Annotated in this window: 17 protein-coding genes and 1 tRNA gene; 7 read left to right on the top strand and 11 right to left on the bottom strand. The window is 71.9% G+C overall.

All coding sequences use genetic code 11. The features are described 5' to 3' along the window. Positions 1-33: 33 nt before the first annotated feature. Positions 34-528: a DUF3830 family protein gene (locus ACIHFB_RS39165; RefSeq protein WP_365283171.1), complete on the top strand. Its 495-nt coding sequence runs from the start codon at positions 34-36 to the stop codon at positions 526-528. Here the strand turns inward: ACIHFB_RS39165 and ACIHFB_RS39160 are convergent. Together ACIHFB_RS39160 and ACIHFB_RS39155 are read right to left on the bottom strand one after the other, a co-directional pair. Then, entirely contained in the window at positions 509-1,897 is a 1,389-nt protein-coding gene (locus ACIHFB_RS39160) for an amidase (RefSeq protein ID WP_365283169.1), read from the bottom strand. The genes ACIHFB_RS39165 and ACIHFB_RS39160 overlap by 20 nt on opposite strands. A 19-nt stretch (positions 1,898-1,916) precedes the next feature. Continuing rightward, positions 1,917-2,888, bottom strand: a complete 972-nt coding sequence (locus tag ACIHFB_RS39155) for a D-2-hydroxyacid dehydrogenase (protein ID WP_400129397.1) — start codon at positions 2,886-2,888, stop codon at positions 1,917-1,919. 183 nt (positions 2,889-3,071) lie between these two features. Between ACIHFB_RS39155 and ACIHFB_RS39150 the strand changes: the two genes are divergently transcribed. From ACIHFB_RS39150 to ACIHFB_RS39140, 3 genes are all read left to right on the top strand, one after another. After that, a complete protein-coding gene (locus ACIHFB_RS39150; RefSeq protein WP_365283165.1) occupies positions 3,072-3,863 on the top strand; it encodes an aspartate/glutamate racemase family protein in 792 nt (263 codons plus the stop codon). Next, complete coding sequence (locus ACIHFB_RS39145) at positions 3,860-4,591, top strand: decarboxylase (RefSeq protein WP_400129396.1); 732 nt, start codon at positions 3,860-3,862, stop codon at positions 4,589-4,591. The genes ACIHFB_RS39150 and ACIHFB_RS39145 overlap by 4 nt, the downstream gene beginning before the upstream one ends. 363 nt (positions 4,592-4,954) lie before the next feature. Further along, the gene (locus tag ACIHFB_RS39140) at positions 4,955-6,058 is read left to right on the top strand and encodes an LLM class flavin-dependent oxidoreductase (protein ID WP_365283161.1); all 1,104 of its coding nucleotides are present in this window, start codon (positions 4,955-4,957) and stop codon (positions 6,056-6,058) included. Here ACIHFB_RS39140 and ACIHFB_RS39135 read toward each other — a convergent pair. Next, entirely contained in the window at positions 6,034-7,899 is a 1,866-nt protein-coding gene (locus ACIHFB_RS39135) for a putative bifunctional diguanylate cyclase/phosphodiesterase (RefSeq protein WP_400129395.1), read from the bottom strand. The genes ACIHFB_RS39140 and ACIHFB_RS39135 overlap by 25 nt on opposite strands. Before the next feature lie 358 nt (positions 7,900-8,257). Here ACIHFB_RS39135 and ACIHFB_RS39130 point away from each other — a divergent pair, with 358 nt between their 5' ends. Further along, positions 8,258-9,601, top strand: a complete 1,344-nt coding sequence (locus ACIHFB_RS39130; protein WP_365283157.1) for a M6 family metalloprotease domain-containing protein — start codon at positions 8,258-8,260, stop codon at positions 9,599-9,601. A 71-nt stretch (positions 9,602-9,672) separates the two neighbouring features. Here ACIHFB_RS39130 and ACIHFB_RS39125 read toward each other — a convergent pair. From ACIHFB_RS39125 to ACIHFB_RS39095, 7 genes are all read right to left on the bottom strand, one after another. Next, positions 9,673-9,749, bottom strand: a tRNA-Lys gene (locus tag ACIHFB_RS39125). After that, the gene (locus ACIHFB_RS39120; protein ID WP_400129394.1) at positions 9,740-10,375 is read right to left on the bottom strand and encodes a hypothetical protein; all 636 of its coding nucleotides are present in this window, start codon (positions 10,373-10,375) and stop codon (positions 9,740-9,742) included. The genes ACIHFB_RS39125 and ACIHFB_RS39120 overlap by 10 nt, the downstream gene beginning before the upstream one ends. 109 nt (positions 10,376-10,484) lie before the next feature. Next, complete coding sequence (locus ACIHFB_RS39115; protein WP_365283153.1) at positions 10,485-10,856, bottom strand: hypothetical protein; 372 nt, start codon at positions 10,854-10,856, stop codon at positions 10,485-10,487. A gap of 343 nt (positions 10,857-11,199) precedes the next feature. Then, positions 11,200-12,540, bottom strand: coding sequence for an AAA domain-containing protein (locus tag ACIHFB_RS39110; protein ID WP_400129393.1), 1,341 nt, complete (start codon positions 12,538-12,540; stop codon positions 11,200-11,202). Then, complete coding sequence (locus ACIHFB_RS39105) at positions 12,537-14,126, bottom strand: hypothetical protein (protein WP_400129392.1); 1,590 nt, start codon at positions 14,124-14,126, stop codon at positions 12,537-12,539. The genes ACIHFB_RS39110 and ACIHFB_RS39105 overlap by 4 nt, the downstream gene beginning before the upstream one ends. Next, on the bottom strand, positions 14,117-15,286 hold the full coding sequence (locus tag ACIHFB_RS39100; RefSeq protein ID WP_400129478.1) for a hypothetical protein: 1,170 nt from the start codon (positions 15,284-15,286) through the stop codon (positions 14,117-14,119). The genes ACIHFB_RS39105 and ACIHFB_RS39100 overlap by 10 nt, the downstream gene beginning before the upstream one ends. Then, complete coding sequence (locus ACIHFB_RS39095) at positions 15,237-16,190, bottom strand: phosphatase PAP2 family protein (RefSeq protein ID WP_400129391.1); 954 nt, start codon at positions 16,188-16,190, stop codon at positions 15,237-15,239. The genes ACIHFB_RS39100 and ACIHFB_RS39095 overlap by 50 nt, the downstream gene beginning before the upstream one ends. A 197-nt stretch (positions 16,191-16,387) precedes the next feature. Between ACIHFB_RS39095 and ACIHFB_RS39090 the strand changes: the two genes are divergently transcribed. Further along, positions 16,388-16,984, top strand: a complete 597-nt coding sequence (locus ACIHFB_RS39090; RefSeq protein ID WP_400129390.1) for a histidine phosphatase family protein — start codon at positions 16,388-16,390, stop codon at positions 16,982-16,984. Between the two features lie 34 nt (positions 16,985-17,018). Here ACIHFB_RS39090 and ACIHFB_RS39085 read toward each other — a convergent pair whose 3' ends face one another. Further along, positions 17,019-18,458, bottom strand: coding sequence for a hypothetical protein (locus ACIHFB_RS39085; protein WP_400129389.1), 1,440 nt, complete (start codon positions 18,456-18,458; stop codon positions 17,019-17,021). 272 nt (positions 18,459-18,730) lie between these two features. Here ACIHFB_RS39085 and ACIHFB_RS39080 point away from each other — a divergent pair, with 272 nt between their 5' ends. Continuing rightward, on the top strand, positions 18,731-19,213 hold the full coding sequence (locus ACIHFB_RS39080; RefSeq protein WP_400129388.1) for a hypothetical protein: 483 nt from the start codon (positions 18,731-18,733) through the stop codon (positions 19,211-19,213). The last annotated feature ends 35 nt before the right edge of the window (positions 19,214-19,248 follow it).

The following is a 19,248-nucleotide window of genomic DNA, read 5'->3' as shown; positions in this document are numbered from 1 at the left end:
CGCCCTCTTGACCGGCGGGGGACCATGGAGTGCATGGCTGATCGCTACATCGAAGTATCGCTGGTCAAGCGCGGAATCACCTGCACCGCCCGGTTGCTCGACGACCGGGCGCCGATCACCTGCGCGGCCGTCTGGGATTCCCTGCCGCTGGCCGGCGACGTCTACCACGCGAAATACGCACGCAACGAGATCTACGCCCTTTTCCCGCCATTCGCGGCAACGGAACCACCCCTGGAAAACCCGACAGTCACCCCCATTCCCGGCGATCTGTGCTATTTCGCCTTCGCGGGATCGGAGCTGGGCACCAAGGCCTACGGCTATGACCGCGAGGTCGGCCCCGGGACGACCGTCGTCGACCTCGCCCTGTTCTACGAGCGCAACAACCTGCTGCTCAACGGGGACGTGGGGTGGGTGCCGGGCATCGTGTGGGGAGAGGTCGTCGAAGGCCTCACGGAGATGGCGGAGGGCTGCAACGACCTGTGGCGGACCGGGGCGGCGGGGGAGACCCTCAGTTTCCGGAGGGCGTGACCCCGGCCTCGTAGAGGGCATGCGCGGCACGCAGGACGAGATCGTCCCGGTGCCGCGCGGCCACGATCTGGAGGCCGATCGGCAGCCCCTCCGCGTCGAACCCCACCGGCACGCTCGCCGCGGGCTGCTGCGTCATGTTGAACGGGTAGGTGAACGGCGTCCACCCCGTCCACCGCCGATGCCCCGAGCCCTTGGGCACCTCGGCGCCCGCCTCGAACGCGGTGATCGGCAGGGTCGGCGTGAGAAGCAGGTCGTACGACTCGTGGAACCGGCCCATCCGGCGGCCGAGCTCCATGCGGACGTCCACGGCGGCCAGATAGTCCAGCGCGCTGTACCGGGCGCCGGCCGCGCAGATCTCCCGCAGCCCCGGATCCAGCAACTCACGCTGCTGCGGCCCGAGTTGCTGGGTCACCCGGGCGGCGCCGCTGAACCACAGGGTGTGGAAGGCGTCCACCGGGTCGGTGAAGTCGGGGTCGGTCTCCTCGACGTACGCGCCGAGCCCGGCCAGCCGCTCCACGGCCTGCCGTACGGCCGCAGCGACCGCGGGACGGACCGCCACCTGCCCGCCCAGCGAGGGCGAGTAGGCGACCCGCAGTCCGCGAACGTCCCCCGCGAGGGCCTGCACGAAGGACGACGTCGGTGCGAGCGCCGACCAGTCCCGGGCGTCGGGCCCGCCGATCACGTCCATCAGCAGTGCCGCGTCCGCCGCGTCCCGCGTCATCGGCCCGACGTGCGCCAGCGTGCCGAAGGCGCTCGCCGGATACAGCGGCACCCGCCCGTACGTCGGCTTCAGTGCGAAGATCCCGCAGAAGGCCGCCGGGATACGCACACTGCCGCCGCCGTCCGTCCCGAGCGACAACGGCCCCGCGCCCAGCGCCACGGCTGCCGCGCTGCCGCCGCTCGAACCGCCCGCGGTGCGCGAGGTGTCGTGCGGATTCCTCGTCACCCCGGACGACGGCGAGTCCGTCACGCCCTTCCAGCCGAACTCGGGTGTCGTGGTCTTGCCGAGAAGGACGGCGCCGTGCTCGCGCAGCCGGGCGACGGCAGGGGCGTCCTCGTCCCAACGGCCCTTCGGGTCAATGGTCCTGGAGCCCTTGAGCGTCGGTCCGCCCCGCATGAGCAGGATGTCCTTCACCGTCGCCGGCACCCCGTCCACCAGCCCCGCCGGCTCCCCGCGCCGCCACCGGTCCGCCGACGCGGCGGCCTGCGCGAGCGCCTCCTCGGGTTCCAGGCGTACGAACGCGTTGACGACCGGCTGGATCCGCTCGGCCCGTTCCAGTGCCGCGCGGGTCGCCTCCACGGGGCTGAATTCGCCCTTGCGGTAGCCGTCGACGAGTTGTACGGCGGTCAGCTCGGTGAGCTCCGACATGCAGCAGCCTCCAGGGACATCAGCGCCCGGGTACGTACCCCAGCTTCTTGTCGACCACGTTCACCAGAGATCTGCCCGCCTCCCAGCGTTCGTACAACTCCACGAACTGCCTGCCGAGTTCGTCGCGCCAGCCGATCGTGTCGCCGCTCATGTGCGGGGACACGATCAGGCCCGGGAGCTGCCACAACGCGCTGTCGGGCGTGAGCGGTTCGTGCTCGAAGACGTCCAGGGCGGCGCCCGCGATCCACCGCTTGGCCAGCGCCTCGGCGAGCGCGTCCTCGACGACCAACTGGCCGCGGCCGACGTTGATGAAGCGGGCGGAGGGCTGCATCATGCCGAACCGCCGGGCGTCGAACATGCCGTACGTCTGGTCGGTGAGCGGCGCGGCCGCGATCACCCAGTCGGCGCGGGCCATCAGCCGGTCGAGGTCGGCGGGGCCGTGGATACCGGTGCGCGGGGTGCGCCCGACCAGCGCCGTGGTGATCTCAAGTGCCTTGAGCGTACGGGCGATCGTCCGCCCGATCGGGCCCGAGCCGACGATGCACGCGCGCGTGCCCGACACCCGCTGCGACTCGCGGTGCCGCCACTCCCGCGCGCGCTGCAACTCCCATGTCCGCGGCAGGTCCTTGGCCATCGCCAGGACGAGCGCGGCGACGTACTCGGCGATCGGCTGGTCGAAGACGCCGCGGGCGTTGGTCACCACCGTGTCGGAGGCGGCCAGTTCGGGACACATCAGATGGTCCACGCCCGCGCTCGCCGTGTGCACCCAGCGCGGGCGCGGACCGCCGCCCGGCCAGGCCTCGCGCACGGCGTGCGAGGCGAAGTCCCAGACGAGCAGCACATCGGCGTGCGGGAGGCGCTCGGCGAGGGTCGACGGATCCGCGTGCTCGATCCGCGCCCGGCCGGTGAGGCGGCCGAGGCGGGGCGGCGGTTCGGCGTCGAGGACGAGGAGGGTGGTGTCGGGGGTGGACGCGGACGGGGGTGAGGTCATTCGGGGAGCCGTTTCTCGGCGGCGAAGGCCGTCTGACGTGGGCGGTGATACGGCGGTAACGACACGTTGACCTGCGGGCGACATGCGAGGATTGACCACGCTCGCACCCGAACCTACCTTCGTCAACATGGGCGGGCGTCGGGTCCGCTGACCCTGGTTTCTCATGTGAGGCCGGTGCCTGCCGTGGACGTCTCATTTCTGGGTGGACCGCGCCCTCAGCGCGGTGTCGGTGTAGTGGCCCCCTTCGACTTCGCGCTCGACCGCGAGCTGTGGCGATGGATGCCCGACGAGGTCTCCCTCCACCTCACACGCACGCCGTTCGTACCCGTCGAGGTCAGCCTCGACCTGGCCCGGCTGGTCAGCGAACACGAAACGCTCGGCGACGCCGTGCGCACCCTGAACGCCATCACGCCCGAGGTCGTCGCCTACGCCTGCACCTCCGGCAGCTTCGTCGGCGGCGTCGCCGGCGAACGCGCGATGTGCGAGGCGATGACCCGCGAGGGCGCGGTCCCGTCCGTCACGACGTCCGGTGCCCTGCTGGAGGCGCTGACCGAGCTCCGCGTACGCCGGGTGGCGCTGGTGACGCCGTACACCGTGTCCGTGACCCGTTCGCTGGAGGAGTACGTGGCGGAGGCGGGCGTCACGGTCACGGGCTGCGCGTTCATGGGCCTGACACGGCACATCTGGAAGGTGCCGTACCGGGATGTGGCGGACATGGCGCGGCAGGCGGTGGGACAGGGCGGGGCGGACGCCCTGTTCATCAGCTGCACCAACCTGCCGACGTACGACGTGATCCCTCAGTTGGAGGCGGAACTGCGGCTGCCGGTCATGTCGGCCAACCAGGTGACGATGTGGGCGGCACTGCGCCGATTGGGTACCCGAGCGGTGGGACCGTATCAGCGGCTGGTCGATCCGGCCGCGCGCACCGGCCCCGTACTGCCGGAGGAAGAGCAGCAGCAGGAAGGTTGGACATGACCGCACTCGGTTTCCTCTACCCGGGCCACTCCGCCGAGGACGACTATCCGCGCATCGAGCAACTCCTGGGCAGCGACATCCGCCTCGACGTCGTCCACACGGACATCGGCGAGGACGCCCACCGGGTCGACGCACTGCTGCGGATGGGCGCGGCGGAGCGACTGTCGGCGGGCGTCGAATCCCTCCGTCTGACCGGCGCCGAGGCGGTGGTGTGGGCCTGCACCAGCGGCAGCTTCGTCTACGGCTGGGAAGGCGCCCACGAGCAGGTCCGCAGCCTCGCCCGCACCGCCGGCATGCCCGCGTCCTCGACGTCCTTCGCCTTCGTGCACGCGGTGCGTGAGCTGGGTGTGCGGCGGGTCGCGGTCGGCGCGACATACCCGGACGACGTGGCGGACCTCTTCGCCGAGTTCCTGCGGGCCGCAGGCGCGGAGGTGCTCTCCGTCCGCGGCTCCGGCATCATCACGGCCGCGGAGGTCGGCACCTGGGGCGAGGACGAGGTCCTGGCCCTGGCGCGCGAGGCGGACCACGAGGACGCGGACGCACTTCTCCTCCCCGACACCGCCCTCCACACCGCCTCCTGCCTCCCCACCCTGGAAAAGGAACTCTCCAAGCCCGTCCTCACAGCCAACCAGGTCACAGTCTGGGAGGCCCTACGCCTGACAGCCCGCCGCGTGAACGCCCCGGCCCTGGGCACCCTCTTCACGAAGGAGCCACTGGTGCAGGCGTAAGGGGCGTATGGGGCGGACGCTGTGCCGCAGCGGCCTGTACCTTCGAGCCCGCCCGCCCCCCAGCCCCCGCCACCTGCCAGCCCCAACCCGCACCCCCCAGCCCTCGACACCTTCCAGCCCACCCGCACCCCCCCAGCCCGTCCGGCGTTTGAGGACGAGGCCGTTCAGGCCGATGGGGTGCAGGGGCGAAGCCCCGCCGGGGTCCAGGGGCGGAGCCCCTGGCGGGGTCGAAGGGGCGGAGCCCCTGGGGGACGGGAAGGGTAGGGGCGGCGGGGGCGAGAAAAACTCCCCGGGAACAAACGGAGACCCCCTCCTGTTGCACTGCGCAGGACAGCGCACGGCACCAACACAGGAGGCTTCACCGTGACGGCAGACGAGACGGCAGACGAGATCCGGGGCACAGCACAGGGCACCGCCCCCACCCCCCTCTCCGTACTGGACCTGGTCACCGTCGGCGCGGGCCACACCGCCACCGAGGCCCTCCGGACCAGCGTCGAACTGTCCCGCCTCGCCGAATCCCGCGGCTTCCACCGCTACTGGGTGGCCGAGCACCACTCCATGCCCGGCGTGGCCTCCTCCTCACCCGCCGTGATCCTCGCCCACCTCGCCGCCCACACAAACCGCATCCGCCTGGGCTCAGGCGGCGTCATGCTCCCGAACCACGCCCCGCTCGTCATCGCGGAGCAGTTCGGCACACTGGAGGCCATGGCCCCCGGCCGCATCGACCTCGGCCTCGGCCGCGCCCCCGGCACGGACGGCGCCACCGCCGCAGCCCTCCGCCGCACCGACCGCCTGAACGAAGGCGCCGACGACTTCCCCGAGCAACTCGCCGAGCTCAACCGCTTCCTGGACGACGACTTCCCCGACGGCCACCCCTACCGCCGGATCCACGCCGTCCCCGGCCCGGTCCAGGCGACCAGCCCCGGCGGCGTCCAGTCCCCGCACCGCCCCCCGGTCTGGCTCCTCGGCTCCTCCGGCTTCAGTGCCCGTCTCGCCGCCGTCCTGGGCCTGCCCTTCGCCTTCGCGCACCACTTCTCGGCGCAGAACACGATCCCGGCCCTGGACCTCTACCGGGAGTCCTTCCAGCCGTCCGCGGTCCTCGACAAGCCGTACGCCGTCATCGGCGTCTCCGCGCTCGCGACCGAGGACGAGAAGGAGGCCCGCCGCCAGGTCATGGCCGGGGCCCTGAACATGATCCGCCTGCGTACCGGCCGCCCCGGCCTCGTCCCCACCCCCGAGGAAGCCGAGGCCCACGAATTCAGCCCCATGGAGCGGGAGTTCATCGCCTCCTGGAACTCCAACATCATCCACGGCACCGCCGACGAGGTCCGTGCGGGCCTCGACGACCTCCAAAAGCGCACCGGCGCCGATGAGTTGATGCTCACCTCGCACGCCCACGACGGAGCGCTGCGGGTCCGCAGCTACGAACTCATCGCGGACGCCTACGGATTGCCCACCGCCGCCTGAACCCCCGGCGGTCCCAGCAGCTCGGAGATACGATCCGGCGACACCGGACGGGAGTACAGCCACCCCTGACCGGTGTCGCAGCCGATCCGCCGAAGACGGGTGGCCTGCGACGACGTCTCCACGCACTCTGCCGTGACGGTCAGCCCCAGCCGGTGGGCCAGCTGGATCATCGCCTCGACGATGACCTCGTCCGCCGGGTTGGGCGCCACCGCCTTGTCGGCCTTGTCGTCGGAGCCGTCGTACTGGAAGCCCCGTACGAACGACCCGTCCAGCTTCAGCACCGACACCGGCAGCCGGCTGAGATAGGCCAGGTTCGAGTAGCCGGTGCCGAAGTCGTCGATCGCGATGCCCACGCCCATCGCGCTCAGCGCCTGAAGGGCCTGGAGGGGACGCCCGGCCGAGCCCATCACCGCCGACTCGGTCAGCTCCAGTTGGAGCAGGTGCGGCTCGAGTCCCGTCTCCGCCAGCGTCTCGGCCACGTCCGCGACCAGGTCCGAGTCCCAGACCTGACGGACCGCGACGTTCACGCTGACGAACAGCGGCGGCTCCTCCGGGTGCTCCAACTGCCAGCGTCGCGCCTGCCGGCAGGCGGTGGCCAGCACCCAGCGGCCGAGCGGCACGATCGAACCGTCCTCCTCCGCCAATCCGATGAACCGATTCGGCGTCAGTACGCCGAACTGTGGATGGTTCCATCGGATCAACGCCTCGACCCCGCGCACCCGTCCGTCCTCCATGCCCACCAACGGCTGGTATTCGAGGGTGAATTCACCGCGCTCGATGGCCGGACGGAGAGTGGAGGCCAGAGCCTGGCGGGTCATGCGGTGGGCGTTGCGTTCCGGATCGAAGAGCGTCCAGCGGTCCTTGCCGTCGGCCTTCGCCCAGTACAGCGTGGTGTCGGCGACCTGCATCAGACCGGTGGCCGTCGTCCCCGCCGCCTGGCGTTCGACCACGCCGATCGACGCCGAGAGCGACAGCCGCTGGCCGGACAGGTCGAAGGGCGCCTGGAGCGCCTTCAGCACCGACTCGGCCAGTTCGGCGAGTTGCTCGGTGCCCGTCGAGTCCTCGACCAGCAGGGCGAATTCGTCCCCGCCGAGCCGTGCCACCAGCGGCGTGCTCGCCCGGGCGTAACCGGCCTCGTCGGCGCAGCGCGTGAGGCGTTCCGCCACGGCGGCCAGCAGTCGGTCGCCGACCCGGTGGCCGAGCGTGTCGTTGACCGCCTTGAAGCCGTCCAGGTCCAGGTAGCACAGCCCGATGCGTCCGGTGCCGCCCTCGTCGTAGGACTCCGCCTCCAGCGCGGCCGAAAGGCGCTCGAAGAACAGCGTGCGGTTGGGTAGCCGGGTCACCGGGTCATGCATCTGCAAGTGCCGCAGCCGCGCCTGGAGTTCACGCCGGGCACTGATGTCGGCGACGGACAGCAGCACCGCCTCGCCCCGGTCAGGCAGCGGCCCGACGGTGACCTGCACCCACACCGCGTGCCCGTCGGGATGCTTGATACGACGCGTGCAGCGCAGCCGCGCCTCCCGTCCGCGCAGTACCTCGCGATACGCGTGCCAGGTACGGGCGTCGGACGTCAGGTCCACCAGATCGGCGGCGACCCGCCCGGCCAACGCCCCTGACCGGGCGCCGATCAGGGCGCCGAGGGCTTCGTTGGCGCTGATGACCAGGCCCTCGCGGTCGACCACGGCCATCGCGAGCGGGGCCGCGGTGAAGGCGGAACGGAAGTCGACGGGTGGGGCCAGTGTGTCCGGGTCGGTACCGGGCGAAGACAATTCATTACTCTCTGTGACGGCAGGTCGGATGAGATCTGCCGTGGGCGCCGGCCTTTCGGACGTTCCGCTCACCGCTTGCTCCCGCAGTGCACTCGATCTTCGGATGGGTCTCGTCGGTATGGCCGACCGGGAGGAAGGCCGCCGGGCCGTGTCCGGGCTGGAAAGTGTGCCGATCATAGAGGCTGGCCCCCGGCCCTTCCAGCCACTCTCCAGTGTCCCTGACGCACCGGCCTTTCTGGCAGATCGTTTCTGCCCGCACATGGGCGGGTTCTTAGGCCCCCCGACCGCATGTGACGTTCCGTGAGCGATTCGGGGGTGTCGTCTCCGGCGGTTGTCGCTGGTGGTCTCTTCTGACGGTCTCTCCGGTCCCTCACTCATCTGGTGCAGACAAACAGGGCGTAGTACGACAATCTCCCACAGGCTGAATGCGGTGTCCCGCGAACCGCACCCGGAGGTCCTTGTGCCGCGTCAGCTCTCCCTCACCGGACTCACCCATGTGGTCCGCCGAGGGTTCGACGGGATGGCGGCCCGGCCCCGACTACGCAGTACGGCCGCGGTGTTCACCACGATGTCCGCTCTCGCCGCGACCTCCCTGATCTCGGGCCCCTCGGTCGCCGAGCCCTTCTCGCCGGCCTCGTGCGCCCTGCGCCGCACCGACGCCCATCACTCGGAGGGCGTCGACACCTGGAACGCCGCCTATCCCCGCCCGGCCCGTCAACTGGACGCGGTGATGGTGTTCCTTTCCTTCCCGGACTCCGCCCCGCTGACCACCCCCGCCGAACTGACCGCCGACCACTTCCCGGCCACCAGCCGCTTCTTCGAACGCGCCTCCTACGGCCGTTTCACCCTGCGCCCGCATCCGCTGCGGCGCTGGATCGGTATGCCCCAGTCATCGACCTCGTACGCCATACAGCGCGACTGGAATTCCGCGCACCGTGCGGCGTTCCTGCGCGACGCCCTGGCGGCGTCCGATCCGCACGTCGATTTCTCGCGCTACGACATCGTCTACTTCGTCGCCGATCCGCACGCCCCCGGCGTCGACTCGGACGCGACGAAGGTCGTCAACCTGGAGGCTCCGCTGCGGGCCGACGGCACTGACCTGCACCGGGTCGTCACGGTCTTCGAACAGCACCCGCCGGACCGGCTGGTCCTGGCCCATGAGACCGGTCATGTCTTCGATCTGCCGGACCTGTACCACCGTCCGAGGGACGGCAAGGGCGACTGGGACACCTACGTCGGCGACTGGGACCTGATGGGCAGCCAGTTCGGCCTTGCACCTGACCTGTTCGGCTGGCACAAGTGGAAGCTGGGCTGGCTGGACGGACGACAGGTGCGATGCGTACAGGGCAGCGGGCCCACCCGGCTGACCCTGGAGCCGCTCGCGGCCGGCCCCGGCGTCCCGGCGGTCGGCGCCGCGGGCGCCCCCTCCTTCGGCCTCGGCCGCGGCACCAAGGTGGCCATCGTCCGTACCGGCGCCGACACGGCCCTCGCCTTCGAGGCGCGCGGCCCCGTCGGCAACGACGCCACTGCCTGCCGCCAGGGCATCCTCGTCTACCGCATCCGCAGCGGCGAGGAATCCGGCGGCGGCCCGATCGAGGTCATCGACGCCCACCCCCGCACCGAGGCCTGCTGGGAGAACTCGGTCTACCCACCCCTCGCGGACGCCCCGGTCGCCCTCGGCGAGACCTTCACCGTGCCGGGTGAGCCGGTCCGGGTGGAGGTGGAGGGGCGCACGACGGCGGGGGCGTGGACGGTGAAGATCACGACGGGGTGAGTGCGGGTCTCGGCAAACGCGAAAGGGACCCTCGACATCGTCGAGGATCCCCAGGTCAGTGACCCCATCGCTGGTGCGCCGCCAGGGACTCGAACCCCGGACCCGCTGATTAAGAGTCAGCTGCTCTAACCAACTGAGCTAGCGGCGCCTGCTGACGTCGTAGACCTTAGCATCCTGATCGGCGGGAGGAAAAATCGATATCCGTACGGTCGCGCGGGCCGCCCGGCGTGCCGCCCACAGCAGGATTTCCGGGCCCGGCAGCCAAGGGTGACGGGTGTCGGGGGCGACGAGCCAGCGGGACTGTACGCCGATCGCGCCCAGGGGAGCGGGGAGGGTCACGGCGTCGCCGTTGCCGTGACAGAGCAGTGGCGGGATGTCTCCGGTACGGCGTTGGTCTCGTCCGCCGGACCCCCACTCCTCCCAGTCCAGCAGTGACGGCAGCCGCTGTGCCGTACCCGGCCCCGTCAGCAGCAGCATCCGCCCCCGGAACACCGCCACCGGGCCGGACCCGGGCCCCTCGTCCCACAAACGGTCGAGCAGTTGACGCCCGAAGAGCGCGGGTGCGCTGACGACGTCGAAGGCGGTACCGCACGGGAGGACGACCGGGGCGTGCGGTCGTTCTGCCCAGTGCGCGAGGGTGCTCCGCGGGTACATGCCCGCGGATGCCAGCCAGGCGGCCCCGTCCGAGGTGACCTCGGATACGCCGGCGGCACCGGATGCGCCGGATGCGTCGAATCGATCGGAGAACGGCTCATTGCGGGCGATGCGGCTCATGCCAACTACATGTACCGGCGGTGAGCATTGGGTTCCGGAGAGTTGCGGGAAACCGGGACGGGAGGGGGTGGGGAGGAGTATCTTGCCCGCCTGGCATATGCCAGGGCGCTCACACCGGGTCCGCGGTTCCCCGTCCGTCGCCGGAGGTGCCCTGCATGAGGTCCCGCCCGAACTCGACCATCTTCTTCGCGTAGTCCTCGGTCCACTCGGCCCGCTCTGCGATGTCCGCCGCCGTCAGCCGGTCGAACCGTCGAGGATCCGCCAGTTGCGCTGCCGCCATCGCCTGGAACTCCACCGCACGATCGGCCGCCGCCCGAAACGCCTGCGTCAGCTCCGTCGCCCGCGCCAGCAACGCGCGTGGATCCTCGATCGACTCCAGATCGAAGAAATGCTCGGGGTCTTCAGCCACCTGCGCAGGCTCGAAGAGCAGGGGCGCGGGGCGAAGCCGCGGTTCGTTCCGACGCGGCGTGGGCTCCGCCATGTCTGTCTCCTCCTCGTACGTCACGGACCACCTCCCCCACCAGCGGGGGCACCCCCACCGAAGAGGGCCACCGTCCATTCTCTCGCGCCGCCGCAAGTGGGCCGGGGCGGCGTGGCTCCGGCGCACTTCACCAACCCGGCTCCGGCCCGCCAACCTGTGGGGGCACGGCGCATCACGGCCGCCACGTCACCCGGCGTTCCGCGAGATGCGCCAGTACCGCGTGGTTCGCCTCCCAGCCGTCCGGGCTGTATTCATTGGCCGCCTCCGGCGGCGTGCCGGACTCCGTCCGGCGGTCGGGTCGCGTGGTTCGGGGCGCGTGCCGGCGTGCCGCCCGGGGGACTGGTCAGGGCCGCCACGTCACCCGGCGTTCCGCGAGATGCGCCAGTACCGCGTGGTTCGCCTCCCAACCGTCCGGGAACTTCACGACCGTTCCCAGTTGCACCGGCTCCGTCGACGGATACTCGTCCAGCAGGTCGCTCACTCCGGCGCGGCAGATCACGATGCATGCGTGCCGGTGTCGGGAGGTGAGGACGCAGAGGCGGCCGGTTTCCAGATGGAAGGCGGTTGCGTCGGGGCGTCCGGAGAGGGGGTGCAGGACCACTGTGACGTCGTACTCGCGGCCCTGTAGCCGATTGGCCGTGTCGACGGTGACGTCGGTGACGCCCAGGTCGCCCAGCGCTGCCCGTACGGCCGCCGCCTGGTCTCGGTGTGCGGTGCCGACGGCGATGCGGTCGGCGGTCAGGGGGGCCGGTTCGTCCGAGCGTTCCGACGTGGCCGCGCCGCCTCGGTCCAGCAGTCGTCGTACCACCGTCGCCACGGCCCGCACGGCCTCCGGATCGGTCCGCGGGGTGTGCCGCGCGGGCAGCTCCAGCAGGCCCCAGCCGGACTCGGCCGCCTCGTCGATCACCCGGTCGGGGCCGGAGTCGTCCGAGGGGATCGCGAAGGTCAGCCGACGGTCGCCGTGACCCGTGCCGCTGCGGAACGGCGTGTACGGGTAGAAGGCGTCCGACACCAGGGGCGCCGCTGACGCCGGAAGTCGCCAGGACACGGGGAGGCGGTGCTGCGGCAGCTCGGGGTTGTGCGCGAGCAGGGTGGTCACGGCGGAGCCGGACGGGTCGTACGACAGGCCCGCCCACTGCTCGCTGCCCACGATCGCGAACGGATCCAGCTGCCCGGGGTCGCCGACGAACAGCGCCCGCTCGAACAGCCCGGCCACGGCGAGCAGCGCGTCCGAGCGCATCTGGTACGCCTCGTCGACGATCGCGTGCCGCCATGGCTCGTCGACCTTGACGTGCGCCCACTTCGCGCCCGTCGAGATCACGACCGGCAGGCCGGTGAGATCGGCGGCCTTCGCGGACTTCCGTACGTTCGGAAGGTCGTCCAGCGCCTTGTCGTACGGGTCGGTGTCGCTGCTGTGCAGCCGGCCGACCGGCAGCTCGGGGTTCTTCTCGGCGAGTCTCAGCACCAGGTCGTCGACCTGGGCGTTCGTCTGCGCGACGACCATCAACGGCCGCCCGGCGTCGGCGAGTTCGAGCGCCGCACGGACGACGAGCGTGGACTTGCCGGCGCCGGGCGGGGAGTCGACGACGACGCCCCGGTGAGTGCCGTGCAGGGTGTCGGAGAGGATCGCGTCGGTGGCGCGGGCGGCCGCGGCGCCGGGATCGAAGGTGGCCGAGTCGGTCACAGGACGTCCTCCGCGGTCACCGGGTCGGCGGCGGGCAGGACCGCCTCGCCGGGCGGCCCGCCGTGTGTCCACGGGGTCTGCTCCGGGTCGGGCAGCTTGGCCCCGCCCCGCTGTTCGTGCTCGAAGAGCGTGAAGCAGAGCGCGTCGCCCTTGTCCGGCACCGAACCTTCCTCCGGCGCCTTTCCACGGCCCATCTTGTCGACGATCCGCAGGACGATCAGATCCTCCCCCTCGTACTCGACGAACTCCGCCGCCTGCGGCTTCCCGCCCAGCGAGCGATACACCTTCACCCGCGCACCGAGATGCGGCCGGTCGCCCGTGCGCACCGTGATCAGCGGGCGCGGGCTGGGGCGCTTGCCCTCGCTGTACGCCATGACGACCTCCGTGACCTCACCGGCGAACGCCTCTCCGGACAGCCGCCGCCCGGCCATCACCAGCGGGTCGTCGAGCGCCTCCTGCGCCTCCAGACGGGCCTGCTCGCGCTCGCGTGCGGCGAGCTTGTTGGCCGCGGTGACCGCGTCGTCGAGGCGCGGCTGCGGGGGCTCGCCGGCCACGATCCGGTCGCGGTGGCCGGTGAAGGACCAGCGGTCGCGCGTCCACCGCTCCTCGATGTGTGCCCCGGCGGGCAGGGCTCGCAGAAGGTCGAGGCCGCGCCACACCGCCTCCCAGGTGGGCAGCGTGCGGCTCAGCACGAGGTCGCGGATCTCCCGCTCGGCGGCGGTGAGTTCACCGAGCCGGTCGTCCGCCTCCAGCCCGTCCTCCGCGGCGGCGAGGGCGGTGCGCGCGCGGTCGTAGCGCTCGATGGCGGGTGCGAGCAGCTTGTTGTCGAACGCCGGGTCGGTGGCCGGGCCGGCGGGCGGGCACAGCAACTGGCCCCGCGCGTCCCGCGCGAGCTCGGCCCGCAGCGCGGCCTCGGCTCCCGACTCACCCTCCGCAGGGTCGATCCAGGCGAGCAGCGCGCCCAGGTGCTGGTCCTCGAGGCTGGACTGGCCGGTCGCCCAGTGCCGGGCCAGTACGTCCGTCATGGCGAGCAGCAGCGCCGAGCCGGGCACCCGGGCCCGCTCCGCGAAGTGGGTCAGCCACCGGCCGAGCAGCGGAACCCGGGGTGGCGCGGGGTAGGGGGTCTCCGGGTCCTGTTCCGCCGTGCGCCGAAAACGCATGGAGCGTCCCAGCAGTCGTACGAGATCGATGCCCGCGCGGCTCGGGACGATCAACTGCGGGGCGTCCGTGCACAGTTCGACCTCGACCTTGACCCGCTTGCCGGTCTCGGGGTCCGACTCGGTGCGCTCGGCCGCCTCGACCGCGTCGGCGTACGCCTCGACGTGCGGCAGCACGACGTCCGCCAGTTCGGCGAGGAACGCGAACCTGAGGTCACGGTCGCGTGGCTGCGGTACGACCAGCAGTCGCGGCGCGTCCCGGTCGCTGCCCACCAGGGCGCCGAGCGGGGCGCCGGCCTCACCGGCCGTGGTGAGCGGCACGAGGACGAGAGGGCGGTCGGACAGATGCCGGTGCCGGACCGTGGTGGCGGGCTGGGCGCGGCCGGTGGTGACGGCTTCGAGGCGGGCGAGGGTGGAGATCAGCGACATCCGGTCACCCCCACGGCGCGCTGGTCGAGCGCCTCCGCCCGCAGCTCCGCCGCCCGTCGCAGCGCCGCCACCGCCGGGTCGTCCGGGTCGCCGGCCGTTCCGTGGGCCGCCGCGAGAACGTCCTCGACCGTCGTCAGACCGCCCAGCTCGGCCCGCAGCGAGCGGCCGAGGGAGGTCACCGCGCCGGCCGCGCGGGAGCGGTCGCGGCAGTGGAAGGCCAGCTCACAGGCGGCCAGGCACTCGGGCGCGTACGTTGCCGGAACCGTCTCGACGGCCGCCGTCAGCTCGGCGGTGGGCAGCTCGGGGGAGAAGCAGGTGCCCTCGGGGAGGGTGTCGGCGATGTCCTGGATGCGGGTGAGCCGGGCCAGCTGGCGGTCGGTCACCGCGCGCTGCTTGCGTACGTCGACGGCGGACGCGGTGGGCAGGTTGGAGAAGTCCTTGGGGCAGACCAGGAGCACGCGGTGGCGCACCCGAGGGGCGGGGCCGCTCTCTTCGGCGTGCCCCTCCGGCTCCGCGCCGAGATGGCGGGCGACCTGCTCCAACGCCAGTACGTACACCGCGGCCTGGCGGGCGGCCGCGCCCACCTTTGCCGGGTCCGCCGAACCGTCCAGCATGGGGAAGGACTTGATCTCGACGACCGTCCAGCTGCCGTCCGGATGCACGACCACCGCGTCCGGCTCCAGGAAGGCGGGTGACCCCGCGACGTCGAGGGCGAGCATCGGATGGTCGAGCAGCGTCCAGTCGGCGGCCTCGACGGCTTCGCGCAGTGCCAGTGCCGTACGCGCGGAGCGCCCCTCGGGGCCGATCGCGGACAGGTCGGGCACGTGCGCGCGTGTGGGCGGTGCGGCGCCCGGGTCCAGCTTTTCGTGCACCAGCCGCAGCAGCTCGGCACCGCCGTCCGCCTTGACCTTGGCCTCGAACGCGTTGCCCCGCGTGAACGCGAACTGCGACTGCCCGAAGGCCGACGGGGCGCCCAGTGCGCTCGCCAGCGACGCCTTGTTCACCCCCGCGCCGTCCAGGATCGCGCGCCGCTTGCAGCCCGGATTGGCGGCGAGTGCGGCCAGGGCGCGGGCATCCAGCGCCTTGGCCGGTACATCGGGACCGCGCAGCTCAGCGAGCCGGTGCCGGAGCGCCGTCCTCCGCGTCCTGGGGGGCGGCACTCGGCTCGGCTCGTGACTCGCGCTGCCGTGGAATTCGCTCACCCGTGGAAGTCTGGCATCCGCCACTGACAATCGAGGCCTGTGCTGAGGTCTGTGTGCCACCAGAGCCTGCTGAGCCCGGCAGGACCCGCGCCATCAGCTGCACCCGGACCCGGTTCGCGACCCGCATCACATACGGCGTCAGCAGGAACCCGGCCCCCATCACGGCGGCGCCCGCGACCGCGTCGAGGAAGTAGTGGTTCGCGGTGCCCATCACCACGATCGTCGTCACCAGCGGATAGACGACGGCGGCGACCTTGGTCAGCCTCGTCCCGCCGAACCGCCAGAGGATCACGCCGCACCACAGCGCCCAGCCGCAGTGCAGACTCGGCATCGCCGCGTACTGGTTGGTCAGGCCGCCCAGCCCCTTCGGCGCGCTGGCGTCGCCGCCCCACCAGCCGTACGAGCTGTACTGGGCCATCGTGTCCACGAAGCCGTGCCCGTCGGCGAGCAGCCGGGGCGGGCAGGTCGGCAGCAGCGTGAAGCCGATCAGGCCGATGAAGGTGGACGTCATCAGCCAGGTGCGGGCCGCGCGGTAGTGCCGGGAACGGAACCGGAAGAGCCAGATCAGGATGGCGGGCGTGACGGCGTAGTGCAGCGACGCGTACCAGAAGTCGGCCGGGATGCCTATCCAGGCCTCGCGGGTGAACAGGCGGTTGAGCGGATGCTCCGCGTTGAGGCGCAGGGCCTTCTCGATCTTCAGGATCGCCAGGCCGTGGTCGACGGCCTTGGAGACATCGCCCCCGACGAGGAGCCGGCCCGCGGAGTAGCAGGCGTACACCAGCACGATCAGCGGCAGTTCGGTCCACCAGCGCAGCCGGGTCCGCGGGGCCGCCTCGGTGCTCAGTGTTTCGGCGTGCGGCATCCGATCGCCCTCCCCCTTCTCGTCGCGCGGCCCGGCATTCCGGACGTTCCACTTTACGGTGTATGTGCGCGCCCCCGAGTGGCGCCCCCGGCCCTGGAAGACGCAGAGATCGCCCGACGGGTTGCCCCTTTCTACCGTGCGCGATGATGGACACGCCCGACTCGATTCCGCCCGGAATCCCTCTGGAAAGGTCTTCCATGGCACCGCGCATCCTGCTGGCCCGGCACGGACAGACGGAGTGGTCGCTGTCCGGCAGACACACCGGCAGGACCGACGTCCCCCTGCTCGAGGAGGGCCGCCGCGGCGCCAAACTGCTCGGCGAGCGGCTGCACCGGGCGCCGTACGACGGTCTCCCCGGCGTCGAGGTGCGCACCAGCCCGCTGGCACGCGCGCGTGAGACATGCGAACTCGCCGGGTTCGGGGAACGCGCGGGTGTCTGGGACGTGCTCATGGAGTGGGACTACGGCGGCTACGAGGGCATGACGCCCCAGGAGATCCAGGCCGTCCGGCCCGGCTGGCTGATCTGGCGGGACGGAGTGCCGCAGGGGGAGACCCTGGCCGAGGTGACCGCCCGTGCGGACGAGGTCGTCGCGTGGGCGCGGGCGGCGGACCGGGATGTGCTGGTGTTCGCCCACGGGCACATCCTGCGGTCCATCGGCGCGCGGTGGCTGGGGCTGCCGCTGGATTTCGCGGCTCGGATCCGGCTCAACCCCACGTCGCTGTCGGTGCTGGGATGGGCGTACGGCGAGCCGGCGATCGAGAGCTGGAACGACCTGGGGCACCTGGGCGGGTAGGGCGTACGCAGCCGCTCACGCCGTACGCGGCCGCTCACGCCATACGCGGGAGCGATGCGTGTCGCTCCAGGAAGGCCGACACCTCCGAGGCGCGGCGGTGCGGCAGCAGTACGCGCGCCGTTCCCGCCAGCATGGTCTGGATCCGCGACGACTGGACCTCGTTCAGGAGGTCCAGGACGCGCATGCCGGCCAGGGCCGCCTCGTCGGGGTGACCGCCGCGGGCCAGGTCGTCGGCGAGCTCGGCGGTGTACAGGGCGATGTTGCGGGTGAAGTGGGGGTCCTGGAGGTGGGCGGCGCGCCGGGCGTGGCGGGCCGCGCGGGGCCAGTCGCCGAGGGTGGACCAGCACTGCGCCTCGAGGCCCTCCAGTTCGGCCTCTCCGTAGAAGCTCATCCACTCGGGGTCGATGTCCGAGGGGCCTCGGTCGTAGAGGGCGTGTGCACGGGCGAGGGCCTGTTCGCAGCCGGTGCGGTCGGCGAGCCCCGCCCAGCCGCCCGCCTCGCGCAGCGCGAGCAGCGACATCAGGCGCGCGGAGCCCAGCGGGCGGGCGACGCGCTGCGCGGCCTGCGCGGCACGCAACGCCTCCCGGGGCCGTCCCGCGTCCCGCGCGAGAAACGCCGTGTTGCAGAAGGCGTGCGCCTCCAGCCCAGGGTCGCCGGACATCCGGGCGGTCGCGAGCGCCTCCGCGTAGTGCGAGCGAGCATCGTCGAACCGGCCCGAGTCATGGGCCAGCCAGCCCACCGAGATGGACAGCTCACCGGCGCCGGAGTGCAGCCGGTCGGCGGTCGTCTGCCGGGTCGCGCCGGCGTCGAGCAGGGCGTACGCGGCGCGCAGCGGAGCCGCCGCGCGCCGGTAGAGGCCGTCGGCGCCGTGCCGGTCGTCGAGCAGCCGGATCCTGCGGACGGCCTCTTCCAGGGCGTCCGCCTCGCTCGCTCCGGAGCGGCGGGCCGGGCGCTGTGCGGCCGCGGCCTCGAAGGTGAGCCCGATGGGGCCCAGGGCGGCGGCCATCGTGGCGCCCCCGCTGGTCATGAATGCGCGACGTAGCACGTCGCTCTCCTCGTGGTTCTCGTGCGTCTCGTAGGGGTTCTGCGGGTCATACGGCTCGGCTGCCCCTTCCGTCTCACCCGTCCCGTACGCCGGGCTCGTGGTGTGCGAAGGGGGCGTGTCATCGGGTTCGCGCGCTCCGCGTCCACGTACGGATGCGCGGGGCGCAAAGCCGAGGTCGGTGAGCGTGCGACCGGGGAACATATGCAGGAACACCCGTTCGTATGCGTAGTTGGGGCAGCGGATCTCACCCGCCTCGACCCGACCGACATAGCGCGCGTCACAGCTGACCCGCTCACCGATCTCGCGGGCGGCCCGACGGACCGCCGCGGCGAACTCGGCCGGCGAGCGCTGGGCGCGCAGCTGCCGGAACGCGAGATTCGGCCGCGGTGGCCGGGGGGACTGAGACGGGGTCATATGTGACGACGCCATGGCCGGGTCCTCTCTTGCGAACCGTCGAACCATGCCGGGTATAGGGCTAGTTGTCCGTGTGGGCACCCTGTGTCCGGCGGGCAAGAACGTACCCGCTGTGTCGGAGCCACCACGCAGTGTTTGGCTACAAACCGGATATCTCATCCACGATCTGCCATGAACTGCCATCCTTTGCGGCGGACTTCCGGCGTAGCCGTTGACGCGGTGACGCGTTGAACTCAGTGGACCGGGAGCCGCCCGACTCCCGACCCGCTCGCCCTAGGAGGGGTTCCGTGGTGGAGGCCGGGATGGAGACCAGCCGGAGCGTCGCGTCGTTTGTGCCGTGTGCGCCGGTGACGACGGCGGGGCATGCGCCGACGCCGGAGAGCAGTGCGACGCCGTTCGCCGCCGAGTTCCCTGCCGAAGGGGACGGGTGCGATCTGGTGACGGTGCCGGCCCGGCAGGGCCTGGAGGCGGTCGACATCCTGCGGCGCGGTGCCGCCGGGGACTCGGTGGGGCCGGTGCTCCATGACGACGGGTGCGACACCCTGGGGTTCGTGGTGCCGTCGGGTACCGCGGCGGCATGGGACGTCCCCGGGAGTACGTGCACGGAGACGAACGGGCGGGGGCTGTGTCTGAACCCCGAGCCACCGGTCGAGGGGTCGGACTGGCTGCTCCCCCCGGGAGAGGCCGACCTGGCGACGGACCCCGCGGTGCTGCGGGCGGCGCTGGGGGAGGCGGCCCGCCTGATCGAGGCGGCGGACAACTGTCGGTGACGTGCCCGCGCCGACCTTCCCCCGCGCCCCGATAA

Origin of the sequence: Streptomyces sp. NPDC051963 (genome assembly GCF_044593495.1) — a bacterium.
Classification (GTDB): domain Bacteria; phylum Actinomycetota; class Actinomycetes; order Streptomycetales; family Streptomycetaceae; genus Streptomyces.
Note: the sequence above shows the minus strand (reverse complement) of the source record. Positions and strands in the feature narration are given on the sequence as shown.